General features: G+C 55.6%; 28 protein-coding genes. 11 read left to right on the top strand and 17 right to left on the bottom strand.

What is annotated here, in order from left to right; all coding sequences use genetic code 11:
- Window positions 1-10 precede the first annotated feature (10 nt).
- Genes ACJ9Y9_RS19570 through citG form a run of 7 tightly spaced genes read left to right on the top strand, consistent with a single transcriptional unit; the run spans window position 11 to window position 5,943 of the window.
- The gene (locus ACJ9Y9_RS19570) at window positions 11-874 is read left to right on the top strand and encodes a fumarylacetoacetate hydrolase family protein (protein ID WP_014071717.1); all 864 of its coding nucleotides are present in this window, start codon (window positions 11-13) and stop codon (window positions 872-874) included.
- Window positions 875-887: 13 nt separating this feature from the next.
- The gene (citC, locus tag ACJ9Y9_RS19565) at window positions 888-1,910 is read left to right on the top strand and encodes a [citrate (pro-3S)-lyase] ligase (protein WP_028018398.1); all 1,023 of its coding nucleotides are present in this window, start codon (window positions 888-890) and stop codon (window positions 1,908-1,910) included.
- A 16-nt stretch (window positions 1,911-1,926) separates the two neighbouring features.
- Window positions 1,927-2,220: a citrate lyase acyl carrier protein gene (citD, locus tag ACJ9Y9_RS19560; protein ID WP_028018397.1), complete on the top strand. Its 294-nt coding sequence runs from the start codon at window positions 1,927-1,929 to the stop codon at window positions 2,218-2,220.
- Window positions 2,217-3,092 (top strand): citrate (pro-3S)-lyase subunit beta, encoded by an 876-nt coding sequence (gene citE, locus ACJ9Y9_RS19555; RefSeq protein ID WP_023306921.1) that lies wholly within the window; start codon window positions 2,217-2,219, stop codon window positions 3,090-3,092. Before citD ends, citE begins: the two co-directional genes overlap by 4 nt.
- 10 nt (window positions 3,093-3,102) lie before the next feature.
- Window positions 3,103-4,620: a citrate lyase subunit alpha gene (citF, locus tag ACJ9Y9_RS19550; protein ID WP_028018396.1), complete on the top strand. Its 1,518-nt coding sequence runs from the start codon at window positions 3,103-3,105 to the stop codon at window positions 4,618-4,620.
- Between the two features lie 2 nt (window positions 4,621-4,622).
- On the top strand, window positions 4,623-5,162 hold the full coding sequence (gene citX, locus ACJ9Y9_RS19545; RefSeq protein WP_028018395.1) for a citrate lyase holo-[acyl-carrier protein] synthase: 540 nt from the start codon (window positions 4,623-4,625) through the stop codon (window positions 5,160-5,162).
- The gene (gene citG / locus ACJ9Y9_RS19540; RefSeq protein ID WP_028018394.1) at window positions 5,140-5,943 is read left to right on the top strand and encodes a triphosphoribosyl-dephospho-CoA synthase CitG; all 804 of its coding nucleotides are present in this window, start codon (window positions 5,140-5,142) and stop codon (window positions 5,941-5,943) included. The genes citX and citG overlap by 23 nt, the downstream gene beginning before the upstream one ends.
- A 79-nt stretch (window positions 5,944-6,022) precedes the next feature.
- Here citG and ACJ9Y9_RS19535 read toward each other — a convergent pair whose 3' ends face one another.
- From ACJ9Y9_RS19535 to mutY, 4 genes are all read right to left on the bottom strand, one after another.
- Window positions 6,023-7,279 carry a nucleoside permease gene (locus tag ACJ9Y9_RS19535; protein WP_028018393.1) on the bottom strand — a complete coding sequence of 419 codons (1,257 nt, stop codon included), beginning with the start codon at window positions 7,277-7,279 and terminating at the stop codon, window positions 6,023-6,025.
- 217 nt (window positions 7,280-7,496) lie between these two features.
- Complete coding sequence (gene mltC / locus ACJ9Y9_RS19530; RefSeq protein WP_028018392.1) at window positions 7,497-8,573, bottom strand: membrane-bound lytic murein transglycosylase MltC; 1,077 nt, start codon at window positions 8,571-8,573, stop codon at window positions 7,497-7,499.
- A 56-nt stretch (window positions 8,574-8,629) separates the two neighbouring features.
- Window positions 8,630-8,902: an oxidative damage protection protein gene (locus ACJ9Y9_RS19525; RefSeq protein WP_023309138.1), complete on the bottom strand. Its 273-nt coding sequence runs from the start codon at window positions 8,900-8,902 to the stop codon at window positions 8,630-8,632.
- 25 nt (window positions 8,903-8,927) lie between these two features.
- On the bottom strand, window positions 8,928-9,980 hold the full coding sequence (mutY, locus tag ACJ9Y9_RS19520; protein WP_176691075.1) for an A/G-specific adenine glycosylase: 1,053 nt from the start codon (window positions 9,978-9,980) through the stop codon (window positions 8,928-8,930).
- Window positions 9,981-10,124: 144 nt separating this feature from the next.
- On the opposite strand from mutY, the gene trmB reads away from it, so the two are divergent.
- From trmB to ACJ9Y9_RS19505, 3 genes are read left to right on the top strand one after another with little or no spacing between them, the layout of a single operon-like run.
- On the top strand, window positions 10,125-10,844 hold the full coding sequence (gene trmB, locus ACJ9Y9_RS19515) for a tRNA (guanosine(46)-N7)-methyltransferase TrmB (protein WP_028018390.1): 720 nt from the start codon (window positions 10,125-10,127) through the stop codon (window positions 10,842-10,844).
- Complete coding sequence (locus ACJ9Y9_RS19510) at window positions 10,844-11,170, top strand: YggL family protein (RefSeq protein ID WP_014885198.1); 327 nt, start codon at window positions 10,844-10,846, stop codon at window positions 11,168-11,170. The genes trmB and ACJ9Y9_RS19510 overlap by 1 nt, the downstream gene beginning before the upstream one ends.
- 56 nt (window positions 11,171-11,226) lie before the next feature.
- Complete coding sequence (locus ACJ9Y9_RS19505) at window positions 11,227-11,943, top strand: DUF2884 domain-containing protein (RefSeq protein ID WP_028018389.1); 717 nt, start codon at window positions 11,227-11,229, stop codon at window positions 11,941-11,943.
- 82 nt (window positions 11,944-12,025) lie between these two features.
- Here the strand turns inward: ACJ9Y9_RS19505 and ACJ9Y9_RS19500 are convergent, their stop codons facing one another.
- The 6 genes from ACJ9Y9_RS19500 to ACJ9Y9_RS19475 all read right to left on the bottom strand — a co-directional run bounded on the left by ACJ9Y9_RS19500 (window position 12,026) and on the right by ACJ9Y9_RS19475 (window position 15,742).
- Window positions 12,026-12,364 carry an endonuclease domain-containing protein gene (locus tag ACJ9Y9_RS19500; RefSeq protein ID WP_028018388.1) on the bottom strand — a complete coding sequence of 113 codons (339 nt, stop codon included), beginning with the start codon at window positions 12,362-12,364 and terminating at the stop codon, window positions 12,026-12,028.
- Between the two features lie 63 nt (window positions 12,365-12,427).
- Window positions 12,428-13,570 carry a radical SAM family heme chaperone HemW gene (gene hemW / locus ACJ9Y9_RS19495; RefSeq protein WP_028018387.1) on the bottom strand — a complete coding sequence of 381 codons (1,143 nt, stop codon included), beginning with the start codon at window positions 13,568-13,570 and terminating at the stop codon, window positions 12,428-12,430.
- Window positions 13,563-14,156 (bottom strand): XTP/dITP diphosphatase, encoded by a 594-nt coding sequence (locus tag ACJ9Y9_RS19490; protein ID WP_028018386.1) that lies wholly within the window; start codon window positions 14,154-14,156, stop codon window positions 13,563-13,565. Before ACJ9Y9_RS19490 ends, hemW begins: the two co-directional genes overlap by 8 nt.
- 3 nt (window positions 14,157-14,159) lie before the next feature.
- The gene (gene yggU, locus ACJ9Y9_RS19485; protein ID WP_028018385.1) at window positions 14,160-14,456 is read right to left on the bottom strand and encodes a DUF167 family protein YggU; all 297 of its coding nucleotides are present in this window, start codon (window positions 14,454-14,456) and stop codon (window positions 14,160-14,162) included.
- Window positions 14,453-15,019, bottom strand: a complete 567-nt coding sequence (locus ACJ9Y9_RS19480; protein WP_028018384.1) for a YggT family protein — start codon at window positions 15,017-15,019, stop codon at window positions 14,453-14,455. The genes yggU and ACJ9Y9_RS19480 overlap by 4 nt, the downstream gene beginning before the upstream one ends.
- A 21-nt stretch (window positions 15,020-15,040) precedes the next feature.
- Window positions 15,041-15,742: a YggS family pyridoxal phosphate-dependent enzyme gene (locus ACJ9Y9_RS19475; RefSeq protein WP_028018383.1), complete on the bottom strand. Its 702-nt coding sequence runs from the start codon at window positions 15,740-15,742 to the stop codon at window positions 15,041-15,043.
- Between the two features lie 17 nt (window positions 15,743-15,759).
- Here ACJ9Y9_RS19475 and ACJ9Y9_RS19470 point away from each other — a divergent pair, with 17 nt between their 5' ends.
- Complete coding sequence (locus ACJ9Y9_RS19470; RefSeq protein ID WP_028018382.1) at window positions 15,760-16,758, top strand: type IV pilus twitching motility protein PilT; 999 nt, start codon at window positions 15,760-15,762, stop codon at window positions 16,756-16,758.
- Here ACJ9Y9_RS19470 and ruvX read toward each other — a convergent pair.
- The 7 genes from ruvX to galP all read right to left on the bottom strand — a co-directional run bounded on the left by ruvX (window position 16,752) and on the right by galP (window position 22,323).
- Complete coding sequence (gene ruvX / locus ACJ9Y9_RS19465) at window positions 16,752-17,168, bottom strand: Holliday junction resolvase RuvX (RefSeq protein WP_006811925.1); 417 nt, start codon at window positions 17,166-17,168, stop codon at window positions 16,752-16,754. The two genes, ACJ9Y9_RS19470 and ruvX, sit on opposite strands and share 7 nt — an antisense overlap.
- A complete protein-coding gene (locus ACJ9Y9_RS19460; RefSeq protein ID WP_028018381.1) occupies window positions 17,168-17,728 on the bottom strand; it encodes a YqgE/AlgH family protein in 561 nt (186 codons plus the stop codon). Before ACJ9Y9_RS19460 ends, ruvX begins: the two co-directional genes overlap by 1 nt.
- Window positions 17,729-17,815: 87 nt before the next feature.
- Window positions 17,816-18,763 carry a glutathione synthase gene (gene gshB / locus ACJ9Y9_RS19455; RefSeq protein ID WP_028018380.1) on the bottom strand — a complete coding sequence of 316 codons (948 nt, stop codon included), beginning with the start codon at window positions 18,761-18,763 and terminating at the stop codon, window positions 17,816-17,818.
- Window positions 18,764-18,782: 19 nt separating this feature from the next.
- Window positions 18,783-19,514 carry a 16S rRNA (uracil(1498)-N(3))-methyltransferase gene (gene rsmE, locus ACJ9Y9_RS19450; protein WP_028018379.1) on the bottom strand — a complete coding sequence of 244 codons (732 nt, stop codon included), beginning with the start codon at window positions 19,512-19,514 and terminating at the stop codon, window positions 18,783-18,785.
- 52 nt (window positions 19,515-19,566) lie between these two features.
- Window positions 19,567-20,274, bottom strand: a complete 708-nt coding sequence (endA, locus tag ACJ9Y9_RS19445) for a deoxyribonuclease I (protein ID WP_028018378.1) — start codon at window positions 20,272-20,274, stop codon at window positions 19,567-19,569.
- A gap of 94 nt (window positions 20,275-20,368) precedes the next feature.
- On the bottom strand, window positions 20,369-20,866 hold the full coding sequence (locus ACJ9Y9_RS19440; protein ID WP_028014364.1) for a SprT family zinc-dependent metalloprotease: 498 nt from the start codon (window positions 20,864-20,866) through the stop codon (window positions 20,369-20,371).
- 59 nt (window positions 20,867-20,925) lie between these two features.
- The gene (gene galP / locus ACJ9Y9_RS19435; protein ID WP_028018377.1) at window positions 20,926-22,323 is read right to left on the bottom strand and encodes a galactose/proton symporter; all 1,398 of its coding nucleotides are present in this window, start codon (window positions 22,321-22,323) and stop codon (window positions 20,926-20,928) included.
- Window positions 22,324-22,656: the final 333 nt, after the last annotated feature.

Below are 22,656 nucleotides of genomic sequence, written 5' to 3'. Positions count from 1 at the left end.
GGAAAGAACAATGAAACTCGCAAGCTTTTTATACCAGGGTAAACGCAGCTACGGCATCGTGCAGGCCGAAGGTGTGATTGATTTAGGTCGCCGTCTGGGCGACCGCTACAGCGACCTTAAAGCGCTGTTGCAGGGGAACGGGCTGGCACAGGCCACCCGTTATCTCAACGATGCCGTGGATGTGCCGATGAGCGCCATCACCTTTTTACCGGTGATTGAACAGCCGGAAAAAATCCTCTGCGTGGGCATGAACTATGCCGACAAACGCAAGGAGTTCGACCAGCACAACCCGGCGCCAACGCTGTTTGTCCGCTTCCCGGATTCCCAGACCGGCCACAACGAGCCGGTGCTGAAACCGCGCCACTCCAGCGAGTTCGACTACGAAGGCGAGCTGGCGGTGATTATTGGTAAAGGCGGGGAGAACATCAGCCGCGACGACGCCCTGCGCCACGTGGCCGGTTACAGCTGCTACATGGACGGTTCCGCCCGCGACTGGCAGCACACCTGGTTTACCGCCGGGAAGAACTGGCGTCAGACCGGGGCGTTCGGTCCGTGGATGGCCACAGCGGATGAAATTCCTGACCCACACCAGTTAGCGATCCGCACCTGGCTGAATGGCCGCATGGTGCAGGAAGACAACACCAGCAGCATGATCCACAAGGTCGCGGAACTGATCGAGTACATCAGCACTTTCACCCGACTGAGCCCGGGCGATGTGATCATCACCGGCTCCCCGGGTGGCGTCGGTAAAAAGCGCAACCCACCGCTGTTTATGAAAGAGGGAGATCGCATTGAGGTGGAGATCGAACATATCGGCCATCTGAGTAACGTGATCATGGAAGCGCCAGCGACCACGCTTGCGGCAGCACATTAAGTAAGGCGGCAGTATGCAATCGCAACCCATTGATTTTCGCCACACCCTCGTGGCGAAACACCCGGAACGCTTAAGCCAGATCCGTTACCTGCTGGCAGACAGCGGCCTTGGCCTGGACAACGACATTGAGCTGTTTGTCGAAGCCTGGTCCGGCACGCAGTTAGTGGGTTGTGTCGGGCTCGCCGCAAACGTCATCAAGTGTGTGGCCGTAAACGAGCAGCTTCGTGGGGAGAACCTCAGCGCGCGCCTGCTGGCAGAGGTGCAAAATGTGGCGCTGGAGCGCGGCCATTTTCACCTCTTCCTCTGCACCCGCCCGTGCAACAGGGAGCGCTTTGCCCGCAGCGGTTTCTGGCCGATTGCCCAGAGCGGCAACAACGCTGTACTGATGGAGAACACCCCGCAGGGGATCGAACGCTACTGCCGATCTCTGCGCGCGAAGCGCAAGTGCGGGGAGAACATTGGCGCGATCGTAATGAACGCCAATCCGTTCACCCTCGGCCATCGTCATCTGGTGGAGCAGGCGGCGCAGCAGTGCGATGCCCTGCATCTGTTCGTGGTGCGCGAAGACGCCTCGTTCTTCCCCTTCTGCGCACGCATCGAGATGGTGCGGGCGGGCGTGGCGCATCTGCCGAACGTGGTGGTGCATGAAGGCTCGCAGTACATCATCTCCCGCGCCACATTTCCGGCCTATTTCCTGAAGGAGACCGGCAAAGTGCAGCAGGCGTGGAGCGAAATCGACGTGCTGATCTTCCGGGACTTCATCGCCCCGGCGCTGGGGATTACCCATCGCTTTATTGGCTCGGAGCCATTTTGCGATATCACCCGTCAGTACAACCAGACGCTGCACGACCTGCTGGCCACGCATATCGAGGTGGTGGAGATGCCGCGCATCAAGGCCACCGGTAACGCTATTTCGGCGTCAGAAGTACGCCGCTTACTCAAGACACAGCAGTTTTCCCGGATCCGGGAGATTGTTCCGGACTCCACCTTCGCGCATCTCGAAACGCATTACCGTGCGAGTGCGGAAGTCGCTTAATTACCAGGAATTTATCATGAAAATTGTTAGGGAGGCGCTGGCCGGAACACAGGAGTCCAGCGACCTGATGGTGAAAATCGCTCCCGCTCACGGCGAGCTGGAGGTTGTCATCCACAGTGAAGTGATTAAGCAGTTTGGCGAGCAGATCCGCCAGGTGGTCAACGACACATTGCGCGCTATGAACGTGCAACAGGGATTAATCATTATTGAAGATAAAGGGGCGCTGGACTGTGTGATCCGCGCCCGCCTGCAGAGCGCACTCCTGCGTGCTGCGGATGAACAGGCTATCAACTGGGGGGCGCTGAAATGAGCAAACTCCGTCGCAGCATGCTGTTCCTGCCTGGTGCTAACGCCGCCATGCTCTCAACCGCGTTTATCTACCGTCCTGACTCCATCATGTTTGACCTTGAAGACGCCGTCGCTCTGCGCGAGAAAGACACCGCCCGCATGCTGGTGTTCCACGCGTTGCAGCACCCGATGTACCAGGATATCGAAACCGTGGTGCGCATTAACCCGCTGAGCACGCCGTTTGGCTTGCTGGATCTGGAAGCCGCCGTGCGGGCTGGCGTGGACGTGATCCGTCTGCCGAAAACCGATACTCCGGATGACATCTACGAACTGGAAGGCCACCTGGAGCGCATTGAGCAAGAATGCGGGCGCGAGGTCGGTTCTACCCGTGTGATGGCGGCCATAGAGTCAGCCATTGGTGTGATTAACGCCGTGGCAATTGCCCGCAGCTCTCCGCGCTTGATCGGTATCGCGCTGGCCGCCTTTGACTACGTGATGGATATGCAGACCGAGCGCGGCGACGGCACCGAGCTGTTCTACGCCCGCTGTGCCGTGCTGCACGCCGCTCGTGCGGCAGGCATCGACGCCTTCGACGTGGTGTGGTCAGACGTTAACGACGAGGCCGGGTTCCTGCGCGAGGTCGATCTGATCCGCAAGATGGGCTTTAACGGCAAATCGCTGATTAACCCGCGCCAGATCGACCTGCTGCATAACGCTTATGCCCCGACGCAGGAAGAGGTGGATCACGCGAAGCGGGTGATTGAAGCGGCAGAAGAGGGCGAGCGCAACGGGCTGGGCGTGGTGTCGCTCAACGGCAAAATGGTGGATGCACCGATTATTAACCACGCGCAGGTGGTGCTGGAACGCGCGGCGGCTTCCGGCGTGCGTCGTTAAGGATGAGATAATGAATCAGACAGAACTGCTCCATGTGAATTTTCCCCATCTGCGGGACTTAAAACCGTTTGATACCGCCCACAGCGCGACGCCGTGGCTGAGCAATCCAGAAGAAAAACATACCCGTAAACTGTGTGCTTCCATTGAAGAGGCCGTGTTACGTAGCGGCTTGCAGGACGGGATGACCATCTCCTTCCACCATGCGTTTCGCGAAGGTGACAGGGTGATTAACACCGTCGTGGCACTGTTGGCGAAGATGGGGTTCAAAAACCTGACCCTGGCCTCCAGCTCACTGATGACCTGCAACGATGCGTTGATTGAACATATTGAACGCGGCGTGATCACCCGGATTTATACTTCCGGAATGCGCGGCAAGCTGGCGGATGCCATCTCTCACGGCCTGATGGACGAGCCGGTGCAAATTCACTCCCACGGTGGGCGCGTGAAGCTGTTGCAGGACGGCGAGCTGAACATCGACGTGGCGTTTCTTGGCGTGCCATGCAGCGATGAGTTCGGCAATGCCAACGGCACGCACGGCAAATCGAGCTGCGGCTCGCTGGGCTACGCCATGGTGGACGCGCACTTTGCCAGCAAGGTAGTACTGCTGACCGAAGAGCTAGTGCCGTTCCCCAATATGCCCGCCAGTCTGGTGCAGGACCAGGTGGACTACATTGTGCAGGTCGAGAGCGTGGGCGATCCGGCGAAAATTAGCGTCGGCGCGGCGCGCGTCACCAGCAATCCGCGCGAGCTGATGATTGCCCGTTATGCGGCAGATGTGATTGAACACTCCGGCTACTTCAAACCAGGCTTCTCGATGCAGACCGGCTCCGGCGCGGCGGCCACCGCCTGCACGCGCTTTATGGAAGAGAAGATGGAGCGCAGCGGCGTGAAGGCACGTTTTGCGCTCGGCGGCATCACCGGCAGCCTGGTGGATCTGCACGAAAAAGGGCTGATCGAAAAGCTGCTGGACACCCAGTGCTTTGACGGCCAGGCAGCAGCATCGCTGGCGCGCAACCCGAACCACGTGGAAATCTCCACCAACGTTTACGCCAACCCGGGCAGTAAGGCGGCAAGCTGCGATCAGCTCGACGTGGTGATCCTCAGTGCGCTGGAGATCGACGTTGATTTCAACGTCAACGTCATCACCGGTTCCGACGGCGTGATGCGCGGCGCCTCCGGCGGGCACTGCGACGTGGCCGCCGCAGCGAACCTGACCATTGTGGTCGCGCCACTGTTGCGCAGCCGCATTCCGACGGTCGTGAAGCGAGTCACCACGCGCCTCACGCCGGGCGAAAGCATCGACGTGCTGGTTACCGATCACGGCATTGCGGTCAACCCGGCGCGCCCGGAGATCCGCGAGCGGCTGCTGGACGCCGGGCTGAAGGTTGTGGATATCAACGCGCTTTACGAACGGGCGATTTCCCTGACGGGCGTGCCCAAACCGATTGAATTTACCGACAAGATCGTCGGGGTGATCCGCTACCGTGATGGCAGCGTGATCGACACCGTTCGACAGGTGAAGGAGTAGTTATGACTTTAGCGACACCCGTGCGGGCGGGTGTCAGCCTGGACGAACTGCTGGCGGCGAAAGAGTGCCGCGCAGCGCGTCAGGCTGACTGGCTTACGCACTATCAACAACCGGTGATTTCCCTCACGTTGGTTACGCCAGGAAAAATTAAAGACAGCCTGCGCTATCGCAATACCATGGGCGTGGCATTACAGATGTGCGATCAACTGCTGTGGGAAAACCGCTGGCAGGTGCTCGACCGCCAGGTGCTGTGGTTGCCAACCGGGCCCGAAGCGCTTTGGTGTGTGGCCCATCCGGCGGTGGAAATCAAAGCGCACTGTGCGGAGCTGGAGCAAACGCACCCGCTCGGCAGGCTGTGGGATCTGGACGTGATCTGCCCTCAGCACGGCCATGTCGGGCGCCAGTCGCTGGGAACCAATCTCAGGCGCTGTTTGATTTGCGATGAACCGGCCCACGCCTGTTCCCGTTCGCGTAACCATCCCGTTGAACAGGTGGTTTCTCGCGTGGAGAAGATGATCGATGACTGGTTTGCTCGCGACTAAACCGCGCCGGGCTGACGTGCCTGCGCTTGCCGAAGCGGCGTTGTGGCAGGAGCTGGAACTGACGCCCAAGCCGGGGCTGGTGGACAAACTCAATAATGGTTCCCATCGCGATATGGACCACGCGCTGTTTGTCCGCAGTATTGCGGCGATTACGCCGTGGTTTTCGCGCTTTGCAGAACTCGGTAACGCGCATGCAGATAGGCCCGCAGATGATCAGTTACGGATTATTCGCCCAATGGGAATGGCCTGCGAGCAGGCGATGTACGCCGCGACGAACGGGGTGAACACGCACAAAGGCGGAATTTTTGCCCTGGGTTTACTGTGCTATGCCGCCGGACGTGTGAAAAATGTCTCCCCAGAAAGCCTCTGCTGTGAGGTAAGTAACATCTGCAGTGGGATGGTGTCGCGGGAGCTGGTCGCCCGCAGCGGACAGGCGACGGCGGGAGAGCGTCAGTTTCAGCAGTATGGTTTAACCGGCGCGCGCGGTGAGGCAGAAAGCGGCTTTGCTACGGTGCGTAAAGCGCTGGCGCAATGGAACGGACATTCACTTCACGGCCTGCTGTTACGCCTGATGGCAGTCAATCAGGACAGCAATCTGGTGTCACGCGGCGGCATTGAGGGGCTGCGCTATGTACAGGGATATGCGCGCGAATTACTGGCTAACGGCTGGGATCGCGAGGCGTTGCTTAGAATGGATAAGGCATTGATTGAACGCAATCTGAGTCCGGGGGGGAGCGCGGATTTACTGTCGGTGGGGTGGGTGCTCTCTGCAATAAAATAGCCGGGTGGCGGCTTCGCCTTACCCGGCCTACGGTCTGGTTTTGTAGGCCCGGTAAGCGCAGCGCCACCGGGCACAACAATCAATGCGCTATCGGCTGTGTACCGTGTGCTTCGCGGACGTGCTTGTACTTGAACAGCGCGATGAACGCGAAGAACAGCACCAGCGAATATGCTGCGAAGATGAGCCACACTGGCTGCCAGTTGGTGATGCCGTTAGTGGTATACATCTCAACCACTTTACCGCTCACCACACCGCCCAGAATACAGCCGAAGCCGTTGGTCATCATCAGGAACATGCCCTGCGCACTGGCGCGGATTTCAGGCTTCACCTCTTTTTCCACAAACACCGAACCGGAGATGTTGAAGAAGTCGAAGGCACAGCCGTAAACAATCATCGACAGAACCAGCAGCACGGTACCGAACGGGCTTGGGTCGCCATAGGCGAACAGACCGAAGCGCAACATCCACGCCGCGATACTGATAAGCATCACGTTCTTGATGCCGTAGCGGCTCAGGAAGAACGGGATGGTCAGGATGAACAGCGTCTCAGAGATCTGAGAGATGGACATCATCACTGACGCATGTTCAACGATAAAGCTGCCAGAGAACAGCGGGTTGTTATCGAAGCTGTGCAGGAAGGTGTTGCCAAACATGTTGGTGATCTGCAGCTCAGCTCCCAGCAGCATGGAGAAGATAAAGAAGATCGCCATGCGTTTGTTTTTGAACAGCGCGAACGCGTCCAGGCCGAGCATGGTACTCCAGCTCTGGTTTTTCTGCTGGTTTGAGACCGGAATATGCGGCAGCGTCAGGGTGAAGATCGCCAGCACCACGGAGAGCGCTGCACCGATATAGAGCTGCATATGGCTCAGTTCGAAGCCTGCGAAGCTCACGCCCCACATCGCCATAATAAAGCCGATGGTGCCCCAGATACGGATTGGCGGGAAATCGGTCACGATATCCATATCATTGGATTTCAGGCGGTAGTAGGAGATGGTGTTGATCAGCCCAAGCGTTGGCATGTAGGCCAGCGAGTTAAGCAGGATCACCATGAACATCGCCCCCGGCGTGGTTACCTGGGCTGCCATAAACAGCGTCCCCGCGCCTACCAGATGGCAAAGCATGTACAGCCATTTCGCACTTAACCACTTATCCGCCACGATACCCAGCAGCGTTGGCATGAAAACAGCCGCAATACCGAGCGAGCTGTATACGGCACCGATTGACGCGCCATCGAACTTGAGCGTCACAAACATATAGGAGCCGAGCGTAGTCAGCCAGCTACCCCACAGGCAGAACTGCAGAAACGACAATATTTTAAGCTGCAGCTTAAGGTTCATGTTACTTTCCTCACAAGTGAGCGGGAGATATGTTGTTTTGGGAACATTCAGGGTTGTTATTTGATGCAATTCTATCAGTTGGCAACGATATGTTTTGTTACCTCCCGCAAAAAAATGCAATCCACATTAATTTGCAGTTTGGATTGTGATGCAAATAACATTTTCGTATGGGTGGGGGAAACAGAACACCTTCTCCGTTTAGGAGAAGGTGTGTTGATCAACGGCGGCGGTAGTTTTTCTGTGCCGTATTCACCTTATACAGATAGCGGCGGGATTCCGCAGACGGGTGGCGAGTGGTGAGGGTTGAGTAGACATCCCCCGGCGCCATGCTGTTGATGATGTTTGCGGCCTGAACCTTGTCATTCGAGAACACGCGCAGCACGCTGCCCGCACCACCGTTATACGCAGTAATCACCGCATAACGACGTGACGTCGGGTTATCAATTCCGCCCAGGTACACATTGTTGAGCATCGCCAGATAAGCCGTACCGGTATCAATGTTGCTCTGTGGATCGAACAGATAGCCGCGGCTTGGCGTACCGGATTTACCCTGAGCACGGAAGACATCTTTACCGGCGCTGTGTTGCACAACCTGCATCAGCCCCAGAGCATCGGAACGACTTACCGCGTATGGGTTAAACGAAGATTCCGTTTGCATGATCGCCAGGATCAGCGACTCATCCACACCATATTTACGTGAGGCCTGACGCACCATTCCCAGGTATTTATGCGCACGCTTGTCGAGGTGGTTCGGGACGAGGTTGATGGTGACGCTGTAGATAATCTTCAGGCCGTTTGAGCGGCTTTTCAGACGGGTCTGCAGCAGATAGTCAGCAAATTTTGTGGCGCGACCTTCCCAACGGATTGGCTGTCCGGTCTGATCGACCACCTGACCGTACAGGAACGGCTCTTTCGAGATCGTAATATCGTCGGCATCGGAGTAGAGATCGATAGAGCCTGGATCGTCACCCATCAGCAGGGTTTTGATAATTGCCTGCCTTAACCGTGCCGCCGGATCCGTACCTGCGATGGTCTCTATCGTGATCGTACCTTCATCAAAGTTGATGTGGCTACGGGTCAGATAAGCGTCGGTGTACTTAACGTAGTCCTTAGGTCCGGCAATAAGAACTTCGTTAAATCCCCATATATTCTCGATGTTGTGGGCAAACTGCCCCATCAAAATGTCAAAACCGTTGGTGTCCTTGATCCAGGCTTCGTTGTAATCTTCGCCTTTTTTTGACGAACACGAGACAAGCAACGGCGCAACAAGGGCTAGCGCTAAAAGTTTTTTCATCATTCCGGGAGTGCGTGTTGTGTTTGCTTTAACGGCGGGGGCATCCCCGCGCGCTGTTATTTTTCCGGCGGCGTATAGCCTTCGATGTGTACGTCTTTGCCTTCAAACAGGAAGCTCACCATCTCCTGCTCCAGCAGCTTGCGGTGTTCCGGGTTCATCATGCTGAGTTTTTTCTCGTTGATCAGCATGGTCTGTTTTTTCTGCCACTGTCCCCAGGCTTCTTTGGAGATTTCGTTATAAATGCGCTTACCCAGATCGCCCGGATAAAGCTGGAAGTCCTGGCCTTCAGCGTCACGCTGCAGGAAAGTACAAAAAATCGTTCTGGCCATACTCATTCCTCTTTTTTAGCCGATGCTAAACCATTGCACCGGCACGTAATTGCTGTAACAGGCGCTCCACGGGAGCCGCCAGCCCGACTGATGGCGGTTGCGCTAAGTTATACCAGAGAGCAGTGCCTTCATCCATGCATGAGGTGAATGAGGACACGGGAAGCCACATCGGAACAATATCCAGATGGAAATGGCTAAAGGTGTGGCGAAACGCGGTCAGTTGCGTCAGATTATCGGCAGCAATCCCGCGCTTTTTAAGCCATTCGCGCAGCAAATCTTCATCTTCAAACTGTGGGAAACAGTACAGACCACCCCACAAACCGCTCGGTGGACGCTGGGCGAGGAAGACTTCGTCGCCGTGTTGCATCAACAACATATAGCCCGTGCGCTCCGGCAGCGTCTGCTTAGGTTTCTTGCCCGGATACTGCGCCCATGAATGGTTGGCATACGCCACGCAGAGATTATTGACCGGGCAGAGTTCGCATTTCGGTTTCGAGCGCGTGCAGACCATTGCGCCGAGATCCATCATCGCCTGGTTAAAACGCTCAACGCCTTTGGCTGGGGTCACGTCTTCACTGATCTCCCAGAGCCGTTTTTCAACGTCCTTCTTCCCTGGCCAGCCATCGACGGCATAGCAGCGTGCCAGTACGCGTTTTACGTTACCGTCGAGGATCGGGAAATGTTTGCCGAGTGACAACGAGAGAATGGCACCTGCGGTTGATCGTCCGACGCCAGGCAAATCTGCCACCTCGTCGAAAGTTTCCGGAAATTGTCCGTTGTGGCGCGTCGCGACCTGCTGTGCGGCCTTGTGAAGGTTGCGTGCGCGGGCGTAATAGCCAAGCCCCGTCCACAGGTGTAGCACTTCGTCCAGCGGCGCATTGGCCAGATCGGTCACCGTCGGGAAACGCGCCATAAAACGCTCAAAATAAGGAATCACCGTGGCGACCTGCGTTTGTTGCAACATCACCTCGGAGAGCCATACTTTGTAAGGCGTTTTTTCAATTTGCCAGGGCAGGGTTTTACGCCCGTATTTGTCGTACCAGTCCAGCACCTGGGCTGAAAATTGAGAGGCTTGCATGGTCATCGATTCGCATAATCAGGGACGCAGATTGCAGCACAGCGTCAATCTGCTGTAAACCGGATCTTTCCCATGCTTGCATAGAAGCCTTAACTTTGGATAATGCCCGTTTCCCGAACATTCTCACAAGCAGACAACTCTTTTATGAAAAACGACGTCATTTCACCGGAATTTGATGAAAACGGTCGCCCGCTGCGCCGTATTCGCAGCTTTGTCCGCCGTCAGGGTCGCCTGACTAAAGGGCAGCAACATGCGCTGGACAACTACTGGCCGGTGATGGGCGTTGAGTTCACAGAACAGCCTGTCGATTTTGCCGAGCTGTTTGGCCGCGAAGCGCCTGTGACGCTTGAGATTGGTTTTGGTATGGGGACCTCGCTGGTGGCCATGGCCAAAGCCCGCCCTGAGCAGAACTTCCTCGGCATTGAAGTACACTCGCCTGGCGTAGGTGCATGCCTGGCAACGGCTCATGAAGAGGGCGTTGAGAACCTGCGCGTGATGTGTCACGACGCGGTGGAAGTGCTGCACAAAATGATTCCTGACAATTCTTTGAACATGGTTCAGCTCTTTTTCCCTGACCCATGGCACAAAGCACGTCATAATAAACGCCGTATCGTTCAGGCTCCGTTTGCGGAGCTGCTGAAAAGTAAGTTAAAACTGGGCGGTGTCTTCCACATGGCGACCGACTGGGAACCTTATGCGGAACATATGCTGGAAGTAGTGTCTTCGCTGGACGGGTATAAAAACCAGTCTGAAAGCAATGACTATGTACCGCGTCCGGATTCGCGTCCGGTAACGAAATTTGAACAGCGTGGCCATCGTCTTGGCCACGGTGTATGGGACTTAATGTTCGAGAGGGTGAAATAATGGCAAAGAATCGTAGCCGTCGTCTGCGTAAAAAAATGCACATCGAAGAATTCCAGGAAGTGGGTTTCTCCGTTGCGTGGCGTTTCCCGGAAGGCACCAGTGTAGAACAGATCGATCAGGACGTAGATGCGTTTATCAATGACGTGATCGAACCTAACAAACTGGCCTTCGACGGTAGCGGCTACCTGGCATGGGAAGGTCTGATCTGCACCCAGGAAGTGGGTAAATGCACCGAAGAACATCAGGCTCTGGTACGCAAATGGCTTGAGGACCACAAACTGGAAGATGTCCGCGTCAGCGAACTTTTCGACGTTTGGTGGGACTAATAAAGAAGTCAAGGGCCAGCATTAGCTGGCCCATTTTGTCTGAGGGAGTGTTTAAGATGCGCAAAACGTTGCTGGCTGTTGCTTTGATGGCAACCGGATTCACCGCCCATGCGGATTACAAATGTAGCGTCACCCCGCGTGATGACGTGGTGTTAAGCCCGCAAACCGTGCAGGTCAAAGGCGAAAATGGCGATCTGGTGATTACGCCGGATGGTAACGTGACGTTTAATGGCAAGGTGTACAACCTGACTGCCGCGCAGCGTGAGCAGGCGAAAGATTACCAGTCCGATTTGCGTACCGCGCTACCGTGGATTGACCAGGGCGCTCTGACACGCGTTGAGAAAAGCCGCGTTGCGCTGGATAAGATCATTACCAAAGAAGTGGGTGAGAGCAGTAATATGCGCTCCCGCCTGACAAAGCTCGATAAACAGCTGAAAGAGCAGATGAACCGTATTATTGAGCATCGCACCGACGGCCTGACGTTCCACTACAAAGCGATTGATCAGGTCCGTGCTGACGGGCAGCAACTGGTGAACCAGGCGATGGGCGGCATTCTGCAGGACAGTATCAACGAGATGGGTGCTAAAGCGGTGCTGAAGGGCGGCGGTAACCCGCTTCAGGGCGTGCTGGGCAGTCTGGGCGGTCTGCAGACCTCAATTCAGAACGAGTGGAAGAACCAGGAAGATGATTTCCAGCAGTTCGGCAAAGACGTGTGTAAACGCGTGGTGTCGCTGGAAGACAGCAGAAAGGCGCTGGTGGGGACGTTGAAGTAAGATCTCTGCGCGCTGGGCCCCTCACCCCGGCCCTCTCCCCAGGGGAGAGGGAGTAAGAGTTCCCTCTCCCCTGGGGAGAGGGTTAGGGTGAGGGCATCAGGCATTGCAGTCGTTGAAGAATGATATTTAACACTTCTTCTTCGTTAACGCGAAATTCATTATTCCAGAACCGCACAACCTCCCAACCGTTAGTTTTCAAATACGCAGTCCGCAGCTGATCGTAGGCCTCTTCGTCCTGATGTTGCCCCCCATCCAGCTCAATAATCAGTTTCGCCTTAAAGCAGGCAAAATCGACGATATACGCGCCAATCGGCATCTGGCGGCGAAACTTATACCCAAAGAAACGACGACCTCGAAGCAAATACCAGAGGCGTAATTCTTCGGGCGTCATTTGTTTACGAAGTTGTTTTGATTTTTCCATCCCCACACTTTGCCAGCCTTTCCCTCAGCTGGCAGAACGGGATGCAAAATCCTGAATCAGCCTTCAGGGATCTTCAGCGAGGAACAGCTCAAGAAGAGAGTTTAAGAACAGTTTGCCGTGCTCGGTGATTTGCCAGTATTCATCACACTCGGTCAGATACCCCTGCGTCAGCGCTTCGTCAATCTGCGGACGAATCACCGCTTCCGGCAGGCCGGTGTAGAGTTCGAACTCTTTACGCGGCGCGGCTTCCAGCAGACGGAAGCGGTTCATAAAGAACTCAAACGGCTTATCCGCCGCCTCGACGTCGTGCTGACGCTCCAGGTAGCGGCCTTCCATATACCCACGCGGGTGGCGAGTCTTGGCCGTGCGCAGAATGCGTCCGTCCGGGAAAGTCACCTTGCCGTGCGCGCCGCAGCCAATCCCCAGATAGTCGCCAAAGCGCCAGTAGTTCAGGTTGTGCTGACACTGGTAGCCCGGCTTCGCGTACGCGGACGTTTCATACTGCTGGTAGCCCGCAGCGGTCAGAAGCTGATGGCCCTGCTCGAAGATATCCCACAGCGCGTCGTCATCCGGCAGTACCGGCGGGCGGGAACCAAACAGCGTGTTCGGCTCAATGGTGAGCTGGTACCACGACAGGTGCGGTGGGTTCAGCTCAATCGCCTGGCGTAAATCGTCCAGCGCCTCGTCCAGCGACTGGTCCGGCAGGCCGTGCATCAAATCAAGGTTAAAGCTGCGCAGGCCCAGGCCTGTCGCCAGCTTTGCCGCACGCTTCGCCTCTTCCGGGCCGTGAATGCGCCCCAGACGTTTTAACTTCGGTTCGCTAAAGCTCTGCACGCCGATGGAGATACGGTTAACGCCCGCACGTTGATAATCGACAAAACGGTCAGCCTCAACAGTGCCGGGGTTGGCTTCCATCGTGATTTCAGCATCAGCTGCCAGGTTCAGGCGCACACGCACGCCGTCCAGCAGCGTTTGCATTGCCGGGCCTGACAGCAGGCTCGGCGTACCGCCACCAATAAAAATGGTCTTAACTTCACGTCCCTGTGCGTAAGGTACATCGGTATCCAGGTCGGCCAGCAGATGTGCAACGTAGTCATCGTGTGGCACTTCACCTTTCAGCGCGTGCGAATTGAAATCGCAGTACGGACATTTCTGCACGCACCACGGGATGTGAATATAAAGACTCAGAGGTGGCAAATTAGCCATTACGTAACGCTTCCAGTAACAGTTTCAGTGCGCGTCCACGGTGGGATATCGCGCTTTTCTCTTCACGGGTCAGTTCCGCCGCGGTTTTACCCTCAGACGGGACAAAGAAAATCGGGTCATAACCAAAGCCGCCATTGCCTGCTGCTTCACGGGTAATCACACCCGGCCAGCTACCGTGGCAGACGATGGGGGTTGGGTCTTCCGCATGACGCATATACACCAGCACACAGTGGAACTGCGCGGTACGCTGTTCGGCAGGCACATCTTTCAGTGCAACAAGCAGCTTTTCCAGATTCTGCTGGTCGGTTGCATCTACGCCAGAATAGCGCGCGGAGTAGATCCCCGGTGCGCCACCGAGAAAATCCACGGCAAGACCGGAATCATCGGCAATTGCGGGCAGGCCCGTTATCTGCGAGGCATGGCGCGCTTTCAGGATCGCGTTTTCGATAAACGTCAGGCCTGTCTCTTCGGCTGAGTCGACACCGAGTTCGGTCTGGGCAACCACATCCAGCCCAAAATCATTTAATAGCGAGGCCAGCTCGCGTACTTTACCGGCATTACCGGTCGCGAGAACAACTTTCTGCATGGTTTAGTCCTGTTCTGTCAGAGCCGCGACTTCCGTCGGGATAGATTGCGGATTGAGGATTTTTACCTGTTTATGCCGCCCAAGTTCGCCTTTTTCGATGATGACCTGGCTTTTCGCCACGCGAAACTGTTTTGCCAGATATTTGGTCAAATGCGCGTTCGCCTGGCCGTCAACGGGTGGGGCAGTGATGGCGACTTTTAACTCGTCGCCATGCAGTCCAATAATACTGTCGCGGCTGGCTTTCGGCTGAATATACAGCCGCAAAACCAGCCCGTCAGCGCAGGTGCTTACTGCGCTCATAGCGCCATCCACAGCCCCGGCAGCAGCATATCGCCCGTGGACTGTAACAACTCTGCGATGCCCATGTTGATCACGTAGAGCAGCAGAACCAGGATCATTGGGGAAAAATCGATGCCGCCCATAGACGGAAGCAGGTTACGGATCGGGCGCAGCAGAGGTTCGGCCAGTTGCATCAGCGCGTACTCCACCGGGCTACGACCCTGGCTCACCCAGCTCATGATTGCCATGACCAGCAGCACCCAGAAGATCAGCAGACCGACGGTTTTAATCAGAATCAATACCGCTGCAATCCAGATAATCGGCTGGAAGGTGATGACCATAAACAGCACAATCGCTTTGATAATGCTCAGAATAAACGCCACCAGCACAGAAGCGCTGTCGATGGGACCCATTGCCGGGATAATACGACGCAGCGGTCCGACAACAGGCTGCGTGATTTTCACGACAAACTGCGAGAATGGGTTGTAAAAATCAACACGGGCCCACTGCATCCAGACGCGCAGCAAAAGCGCCATCGTATACAGCTCAATGACCGTTGAGAGCAGGAAAGTCAACGTCTTCATGGCGTTCCTCAGGTTTCCTTATTATTTTGAGTAGTCGCGCGCACCGAAAATTGCCGTACCGATGCGCACCATAGTGCTGCCTGCCGCGATGGCGGCTTCCATATCATCCGACATGCCCAGAGAAAGCGTGTCTACCGTTTGATAGCGCGATTTAAGCGCCTCAAATGCTACAGCCATTTGCTGTGCCACGGCAAACTGCCTTTCATAACTTGACTCAGGCGCCGGTATTGCCATCAGCCCACGCAGGGTTAAACGCGGCAATGCGGCGACTTCAGCCGCCAGCGCATCCAGTTCGTCCAGAGTAATGCCGGACTTGCTGTTTTCGTCACTGATGTTGACCTGAATCAGCACATTAAGAGCGGGCATTTCAGCCGGACGCTGCTCGTTCAGGCGGGTAGCGATGCGCAGACGGTCAATGGTATGACACCAGTCGAAGTGTTCCGCGACCAGTCGGCTTTTGTTCGACTGCAGTGGCCCAATAAAGTGCCATTGCAGATCCGCAACCCCCTGTTCCTGGAAGTCGCGAATTTTATCCACGCCTTCCTGCACATAGTTTTCGCCAAACGCCCGCTGGCCAGCATCAATTGCTTCTGCGATGGCGTTCGCAGGCTTAGTTTTGCTGACTGCAAGTAACGTAATTTCTTCTGAAGCACGGCCGCAACGTGTTGCTGCAGCTGAGATTTTGTCCCGGACCTGTGCCAGGTTATGCGCAATGTCGTTCATTTTCCGAGGAGTAGTCTATGGATGTGGAAGAAATTGTGGCCCTTAGTGTAAAGCATAACGTCTCCGATCTACACCTGTGCAGTGATTCACCACCCCGATGGCGCAGATTAGGCCGTCTTGAACCGGCACCGTTTCCGCCCCCTGATGTCGAGTCATTGCTAAAAGCATGGCTCAACGAAGAGCAGCAAGGAGCCTGGTGGGCAAACGGGCAGGTGGATTTTGCCGTAACCATTGCAGGAGGCCAGCGTTTGCGCGGCAGTGCCTTTAAACAGATGAAGGGGGTCTCTGTGACGCTACGGCTGTTGCCGCGAAGCTGTCCGCAACTCTCTTCGCTGGGAGTACCACGGGCTGTGCCGGAACTGCTAACGAACGACAACGGATTGATTCTGGTCACGGGGGCGACCGGCAGCGGCAAATCCACCACGCTGGCGGCGATGGTCGATTTTCTCAACCGCAATACTGACGGCCATATCCTGACGCTCGAAGATCCGGTGGAGTTTATGTACCAGAGTGAACGCTGCCTGATACAGCAGCGAGAGATTGGCCAACACAGTCCGTCATTCGCCGAGGCGCTACGTAGCGCATTACGCGAGGATCCTGACATTATTCTGCTGGGGGAACTGCGCGACAGCGAAACGATCCGCCTGGCGCTGACGGCGGCTGAAACCGGGCATCTGGTGCTGGCAACATTGCATACGCGCGGTGCATCCCAGGCGATTGAACGGCTGGTCGATACGTTCCCGGCTCAGGAGAAAGATCCGGTGCGTAATCAACTGGCCGGCAGCCTGCGGGCGGTGCTGGCGCAAAAGCTACTCCCCGATCTACAGGGCGGTCGCGTGGCGCTGTATGAGCTACTGGTGAATACCGCTGCCGCGGCGAATCTCATTCGTGAAGGAAAAACATGGCAACTGCCCGGCATCATTCAAACCGGTCAACAAACGGGGATGCAGAACTTTGACCAGAGCCTGGCAGAGAGGCGGGTACAGGGGCGACTTCAGGCTCCCTGTGCTCAGTAGCCCTGTTCGAAATAGCTTTCGAGAATGATGACGGCAGAAGCAGAGTCTACGCTGCCTTTGTTGAGCGCCCGGAAACCCCCGTGCTCAAACAGACCCGCACGCGCTTCGACAGTGCTAAGACGCTCGTCGTGAAGCTTCACGGAGACGCCAAAGCGGCCATGGATTTTATTGGCAAACTTCCGCGCTCTGGCGGTCAGTGGCTGCTCTGTACCATCCATATTCAGCGGCAGTCCAACGATAACATCATCCGGCTGCCACTCTTTGAGCAGACGCTCAATCAGATTCCAGTCAGGCGTGCCGTCGTTGGCCTTCAGAGCCGTTAGCGGACGGGCAGTACCCGTGATGCGCTGACCCACGGCGACACCGATGCTTTTCGTACCAAAATCGAAGGCCAGAAGTGTTCCGCTCATCAGGCGTGCCCCGCTACGCCAGGCATGGTCAGAATATCAATGCCAATCAGTTTCGCCGCCTCACGCCAGCGATCGGCGATAGGGGTTTTAAACAGGATATTCATGTCCGCAGGTGCCGTAAGCCAGGCGTTATCGAGAAGCTCTTGCTCAAGCTGGCCTTTTTCCCATGACGAGTAGCCCAGCGCCACCAGTACTTCAGAAGGCTGCTCTGCAGTTCCCAGCGTTTCGAGCACGTCGCGTGAGGTTGTGATGACGGTATTATCAGAGATTCGAATACTGGAAGAGAACTCAGGCGGCGTGTGCAGGATAAAACCACGATCTTCTGCAAGCGGTCCGCCCAGCATCACCGGTTTATCAAGCCGGATTTCCGGCAGGCGCGCTTCAGCCGAAATTTTCAGCTTTTCCAGAATCCCCTCAACCTGGAGGTTTTCCAGCGGTTTGTTGATGATGATACCCATCGCACCGTCTTCGTTGTATTCGCAAATATAAACCACGGCGCGGCGAAAAATCGGATCCTGGAGAGCAGGCATGGCAATAAGAAAGTGATGCTGTAAATTCATTGTCAGAGGTACTGTTTCCTGGTTTAAAAAGCGACAGCACCCAGTATGCGGACAAACTGTGGGGCTGTCACTAATAGTATTAGTAAGTTATTTCTGGATACGTTTCTCGATCGCGTCCATCAGCATTCCGGTAATCGAAATCGGGAATTCTGCTTCGATTTCACGAATGCAGGTCGGGCTGGTAACGTTCACTTCGGTCAGGCGGTCGCCAATGATATCCAGACCCACAAAAATCAGACCTTTGGCTTTAAGCGTCGGGCCGACACGGCGGGCAATTTCCCAGTCGCTTTCTGTCAACGGACGCGGCTCGCCGCGGCCACCTGCCGCCAGGTTGCCACGGGTTTCTCCACCCTGTGGGATACGTGCAAGGCAGTAAGGAACCGGTTCGCCATCCACGACCAGAACACGTTTATCCCCATCTTTAATGGCCGGAAGGTAGTTCTGGGCCATGCAGTAACGGGTGCCGAGTTCGGTCAGCGTTTCGGCAATCACGCCAATATTCGGGTCGCTTTCTTTCACGCGGAAGATTGACGCACCACCCATCCCATCCAGCGGTTTCATGATGATATCGCCGTGCTTCTGCCAGAATTCCTTCAGCTGCGCCTTGCTGCGGGTCACCAGGGTTTCCGGCGTCAGGTCAGAAAACCAGGCGGTGTAGAGCTTCTCGTTACAGTCGCGCAGGCTCTGCGGTTTGTTGACGATCAGAGTGCCTTTCTCTTCGGCACGCTCAAGGATGTAGGTACAGTAGATGTATTCGGTGTCGAACGGTGGATCTTTACGCATCAGGATGACGTTCAGATCGGCAAGCGCAATATCCTGCTCGGTGCCGAATTCATACCATTTGTCGTAGTTCTGCTCGACGTTAACGATGCGGGTGCGCGCGCGAGCTTCACCGTTGATCAGGTAAAGATCGTTCATCTCCATGTAGTGGAGTTCATAGCCACGACGCTGCGCTTCCAGCAGCATTGCGAAGCTGGAATCTTTCTTGATATTGATGTTTGCGATGGGGTCCATCACGATGCCGAGCTTGATCATGTTCTTCTCCGTTAATGCTTCAACCCAGATCGCCAAACCGTACCTGTAGCGCGGTAATGGCCGTGAGTGCCGTTGTCTCAGTGCGCAGAACGCGAGGTCCCAACAGAATATCAGTAAACTGGTAACGTGCCGTCATCGCAATTTCGTCGGCCGACAGGCCACCTTCCGGGCCAATCAACAGGCGTACGCGCTCAACGGGCAGCGGCAGCGTATTGATGCTGGCGCTGGCGCGCGGATGAAGATTGAGCTTCAGCCCACTGTCCTCTTCTGCACACCAGTCCTCCAGATCCATCGCCGGGCGGATCTCCGGAATACGGTTGCGGCCACTCTGTTCACAGGCCGCAATAGCGATTTTCTGCCACTGCTGGATCTTTTTGTTCAGACGTTCCGCATCCAGTTTAACGCCACAGCGCTCAGAAAAAAGTGGCGTAATGAGGCTTACACCCAGTTCAATCGATTTCTGGATGGTAAATTCCATCTTTTCACCGCGCGACATTACCTGGCCTAAATGAATATGCAGCGGCGATTCACGGTCATCCACTTCGCCACGCAGCACATTTACGTGGACACTTTTCTTATCCGCGCGTGTGATTTCGGCGTCGAAAACCTGATTAGAGCCGTCAAATAGCTGTATGGCCTGGCCAGCACCCATGCGCAGCACGCGGCCAACGTGGTTGGCGGCTTCATCAGACAGGGCGATTTCGCGGCCTGCGGTAATCAGTTCAGGGTGGTAGATGCGAGGGATGCGCATAGTCAGAAATTCCATTAGTCATGCGATGTAAGCGAATTGCCGCTAGTGTAGGTTAGCTCTTTTGCGCCTGGCAAGCCCGCTGGACATAAGGGTTATGATTCCCCTGAACTTTAGCGATACGCTCATCACGCTGGCATTCCCACTCCGTCACCGGGTATTGCTTGTCCCATGCATTGAACAGCTGGGTTTGCTGGCGCGAAAGGTTGAGGTCGTAACGGTCACGCATATAGAAGTAGGTGCGGGCGATACTACCGCGCGCCCGGGCAGGTGGCTCGGCGACTTTCTCTTTAAAATCAACCTTCATACCGCACTGTCCGTACTGGCCTTCGCCACCGTTCCACTGGCTGTACATAAAGTTGCCGCGGTCACCGTTCACTTCACCCACGGCGGGTTGCAGGTTATGCATATCGCTTTCCATCTGGCGATAAACCGGGTCGCTGGCGCAGTTTTTACGTCCGCCATCCTGCCAGCACTGACGCTGGTGGCCAAACTGCCATGCTGGCACAACATGTTCCCATTCGATGCGGCTGGCGCGATTCTCGTTTTTACGCACTTTATAGCCGCAGGACTCCAGGTCAACGACCCCTTTTTTACCCTGCCAGTTAATTTTACAGCCGCAGTAGAAATCGCCTGGCACGTCAGCGTTGACCTTTACACCGGCCGCTTTAGCCTGAGAGAAACTGTTGATACCATCGGCCAGCACATGGCCTGAGAATGCCGTCGCCAGAAAAGCGACCGCGAGAGAGAAATTACGGGACATCTTACACTCCGTGTCAAAACGAGCCCGCAACGTAACGAATGTTGTTCCTGTATGCAATCAGTCAGATCAGGAAAGTTCCTGAAAGTTCAGCTGATTATTCCGCGATCAGCGGCTCGCCGCATTTGACGCAGCGGTAGGTTGCCTCGCCGCGCACCACGCGATTGTGACGGCGAACGGTGAGCTGATGCTGCTGACACTGGCAGCGGTAAGGGAAGGTATTGCGGCGTACTGATTCCAGCTCGAACTGATGGGTTCTGCGAGCCGGAACACCGAGCACGGCTTCCATCATCCATTTCCACTCTTTTCCGTGGGGCGCGACGCGGCCAAAGTGTTTCCACACCAGAAGATGGGCCAGCTCGTGCGGAACCACTTCCTCGATAAACGCCTGCTGGTTTTCCATCATTAACACCGGGTTAAGGCGGATCTCGTAAGACTCCAGCCACGCTGTGCCCGCTGCGGTTCCACGCTGCTGGTAGACGAGTTTGGGTTCAGGATAATTGCGGCCGAGCTTCAGGTTCGCCTGGGCGAGTTTTTCCCGCAGGCTGCGCATAACGGCTTGCTGGATGGCAATGGGGAGACGGGGTGCTTTCATAGGGGCAGAGCATAAAACGCGAAGCGGGGAGGTGCAAGGGGCACCTCCCCGTGAGGGGATTAGTCGTGGGCGCCGATTTCGCGCAGCGGACGACCTTTCATCAGGTTACGTTCTATATGTTCCAGTGAAACGTGTTTAGTTTCTGGAACCAGCCAGATAGTCAGAACAATAAAGAACAGGTTCAGACCAGAGTAAATCCAGAATGTGTTGGCATTCCCCAGACTGTTGAGCATTGTCAGGAAGGTTGCGCCGACAATCATGTTTGCCACCCAGTTGGTCGCAGTTGAGCAGGTGATACCAAAATCACGCCCTTTCAGCGGCTGAATTTCGGAGCACAGCACCCAGATCAGCGGGCCGGCACTCATCGCAAACCCGACGATAAACATCAGCAGCATGCCTACCGCGAAGTACTGGGCTGTTGGTGAGTGAATACCCACATGCATCATTGTACCGAGGACGCCCATACCGGCCGCCATCACCAGGAAGCCCAGCGTCAGCGTTGGCTTACGTCCCCAGCGATCAACCAGGCCGATGGCGATAAAGGTCGCCAGCACGTTGGTCAGACCCACGATGACGGTACCCCACATCTGCTCGGTGGTGTTGGTGTAACCCGCCAGTTCAAAGATTTTTGGCGCGTAGTACATGATGACGTTCATCCCGGTGAACTGCTGCATCACTTGCAATAACACGCCCAGGAATACGGCGCGACGGAAGTTACTGTTCTCTTTAAACAGCGCCCAGCCGGACTGTTTCACCTTCAGGCTTTCGCGGATCTCTTCCAGCTCGTTTTTCGCTTCTGCGCTGGTATCACGCAGGCGCAGCAGCACGCGTTCTGCATCAACGAAGCGGCGTTTGGCGGCAAACCAGCGCGGGCTGTCCGGCAGGAAGAAAACACCAATCAGCAACAGAATTGCCGGGATGATGATCACGCCGAGCATCCAGCGCCATGCGCCACTGTAGCTGAACGCGGTATCGGAAAGGTAGGCCCCCAAAATACCGATGGTGATCATCAGCTGGTACATGGAAATCATACTGCCACGGATTTTCTCAGGGGCGATTTCTGACAGGTAAAGCGGGGCGGTATAAGAGGCAACGCCCACGGCGAGGCCCAGCAACACGCGGGAGACCAGCAGGACCTCTACGTTTGGTGCCGCCGCCGAGAACAGTGAACCGGCCACAAACAGAATAGCGCCGATCATCAGGCTTTTTTTACGGCCCAGTTTGAACGAGAGCCAGCCGCTGCCAACCGCACCAACCGCTGCACCGAACATCATGGAGCTCACCACCCATTCCTGAGTGTGGGCACTTATTTGAAACTCATCGGTGATGAAGGGGAGCGCGCCGGCAATCACGCCGATATCCAGGCCAAAGAGTAATCCTGCCAGGGCTGCGAGGAAGCAGACGAAGAAAGTCATCGCCTTGTTGGACGTACGCCCCTGTTTTTTATTGTCAGGCATTATGCCCTCCAGTTGGGTTATCAGTTTTATTGATATTAAGGGTAGGTGAGCGACCCGCAAAAATATGTGAGACAAATCACAATGGTGTAATCGGTTACACTAACTTGTGACCGTCAATAAAATTAACGCTTTGAAAATATAGAGGTAAATTGGGTGAGGTGCATCGCGAAAGACGACATTTCAGACTTAACTGAAATGAGATGTAACAGCAGAAGAAAGGCGATCATGCAAAGAGATTTTTCTGAAATCGGGGTATATCCAGTGTGGTGTAATCGATTCCATTATCTCTAAAATGCAAAAGGCCAGCACGAAGGCTGGCCTTTTAAACAACAA

It is taken from the genome of Enterobacter sp. CPE_E1241 (assembly GCF_045618265.1).
In the GTDB taxonomy this organism is placed as follows: Bacteria; Pseudomonadota; Gammaproteobacteria; order Enterobacterales; family Enterobacteriaceae; genus Enterobacter; species Enterobacter adelaidei.
Note: the sequence above shows the minus strand (reverse complement) of the source record. Positions and strands in the feature narration are given on the sequence as shown.

What these genes read in the sequence shown, in the direction of transcription:
- citG (WP_028018394.1), top strand. Translation starts at nt 5,140, where the DNA reads ATGACTGGTTTGCTCGCGACTAAACCGCGCCGGGCTGACGTGCCTGCG.
- ACJ9Y9_RS19490 (WP_028018386.1), bottom strand. Translation starts at nt 14,156, where the DNA reads ATGCAGAAAGTTGTTCTCGCGACCGGTAATGCCGGTAAAGTACGCGAG.
- ACJ9Y9_RS19510 (WP_014885198.1), top strand. Translation starts at nt 10,844, where the DNA reads ATGGCAAAGAATCGTAGCCGTCGTCTGCGTAAAAAAATGCACATCGAA.
- ACJ9Y9_RS19570 (WP_014071717.1), top strand. Translation starts at nt 11, where the DNA reads ATGAAACTCGCAAGCTTTTTATACCAGGGTAAACGCAGCTACGGCATC.
- citC (WP_028018398.1), top strand. Translation starts at nt 888, where the DNA reads ATGCAATCGCAACCCATTGATTTTCGCCACACCCTCGTGGCGAAACAC.
- rsmE (WP_028018379.1), bottom strand. Translation starts at nt 19,514, where the DNA reads ATGCGCATCCCTCGCATCTACCACCCTGAACTGATTACCGCAGGCCGC.
- galP (WP_028018377.1), bottom strand. Translation starts at nt 22,323, where the DNA reads ATGCCTGACAATAAAAAACAGGGGCGTACGTCCAACAAGGCGATGACT.
- ACJ9Y9_RS19475 (WP_028018383.1), bottom strand. Translation starts at nt 15,742, where the DNA reads ATGAACGACATTGCGCATAACCTGGCACAGGTCCGGGACAAAATCTCA.
- ACJ9Y9_RS19500 (WP_028018388.1), bottom strand. Translation starts at nt 12,364, where the DNA reads ATGGAAAAATCAAAACAACTTCGTAAACAAATGACGCCCGAAGAATTA.
- citX (WP_028018395.1), top strand. Translation starts at nt 4,623, where the DNA reads ATGACTTTAGCGACACCCGTGCGGGCGGGTGTCAGCCTGGACGAACTG.
- citE (WP_023306921.1), top strand. Translation starts at nt 2,217, where the DNA reads ATGAGCAAACTCCGTCGCAGCATGCTGTTCCTGCCTGGTGCTAACGCC.
- ACJ9Y9_RS19440 (WP_028014364.1), bottom strand. Translation starts at nt 20,866, where the DNA reads ATGAAAGCACCCCGTCTCCCCATTGCCATCCAGCAAGCCGTTATGCGC.
- citF (WP_028018396.1), top strand. Translation starts at nt 3,103, where the DNA reads ATGAATCAGACAGAACTGCTCCATGTGAATTTTCCCCATCTGCGGGAC.
- mltC (WP_028018392.1), bottom strand. Translation starts at nt 8,573, where the DNA reads ATGAAAAAACTTTTAGCGCTAGCCCTTGTTGCGCCGTTGCTTGTCTCG.
- ACJ9Y9_RS19480 (WP_028018384.1), bottom strand. Translation starts at nt 15,019, where the DNA reads ATGAAGACGTTGACTTTCCTGCTCTCAACGGTCATTGAGCTGTATACG.
- ACJ9Y9_RS19535 (WP_028018393.1), bottom strand. Translation starts at nt 7,279, where the DNA reads ATGAACCTTAAGCTGCAGCTTAAAATATTGTCGTTTCTGCAGTTCTGC.
- gshB (WP_028018380.1), bottom strand. Translation starts at nt 18,763, where the DNA reads ATGATCAAGCTCGGCATCGTGATGGACCCCATCGCAAACATCAATATC.
- citD (WP_028018397.1), top strand. Translation starts at nt 1,927, where the DNA reads ATGAAAATTGTTAGGGAGGCGCTGGCCGGAACACAGGAGTCCAGCGAC.
- endA (WP_028018378.1), bottom strand. Translation starts at nt 20,274, where the DNA reads ATGTCCCGTAATTTCTCTCTCGCGGTCGCTTTTCTGGCGACGGCATTC.
- mutY (WP_176691075.1), bottom strand. Translation starts at nt 9,980, where the DNA reads ATGCAAGCCTCTCAATTTTCAGCCCAGGTGCTGGACTGGTACGACAAA.
- ruvX (WP_006811925.1), bottom strand. Translation starts at nt 17,168, where the DNA reads ATGAGCGGAACACTTCTGGCCTTCGATTTTGGTACGAAAAGCATCGGT.
- trmB (WP_028018390.1), top strand. Translation starts at nt 10,125, where the DNA reads ATGAAAAACGACGTCATTTCACCGGAATTTGATGAAAACGGTCGCCCG.
- yggU (WP_028018385.1), bottom strand. Translation starts at nt 14,456, where the DNA reads ATGAGCGCAGTAAGCACCTGCGCTGACGGGCTGGTTTTGCGGCTGTAT.
- hemW (WP_028018387.1), bottom strand. Translation starts at nt 13,570, where the DNA reads ATGGCTAATTTGCCACCTCTGAGTCTTTATATTCACATCCCGTGGTGC.
- ACJ9Y9_RS19525 (WP_023309138.1), bottom strand. Translation starts at nt 8,902, where the DNA reads ATGGCCAGAACGATTTTTTGTACTTTCCTGCAGCGTGACGCTGAAGGC.
- ACJ9Y9_RS19460 (WP_028018381.1), bottom strand. Translation starts at nt 17,728, where the DNA reads ATGAATTTACAGCATCACTTTCTTATTGCCATGCCTGCTCTCCAGGAT.
- ACJ9Y9_RS19470 (WP_028018382.1), top strand. Translation starts at nt 15,760, where the DNA reads ATGGATGTGGAAGAAATTGTGGCCCTTAGTGTAAAGCATAACGTCTCC.
- ACJ9Y9_RS19505 (WP_028018389.1), top strand. Translation starts at nt 11,227, where the DNA reads ATGCGCAAAACGTTGCTGGCTGTTGCTTTGATGGCAACCGGATTCACC.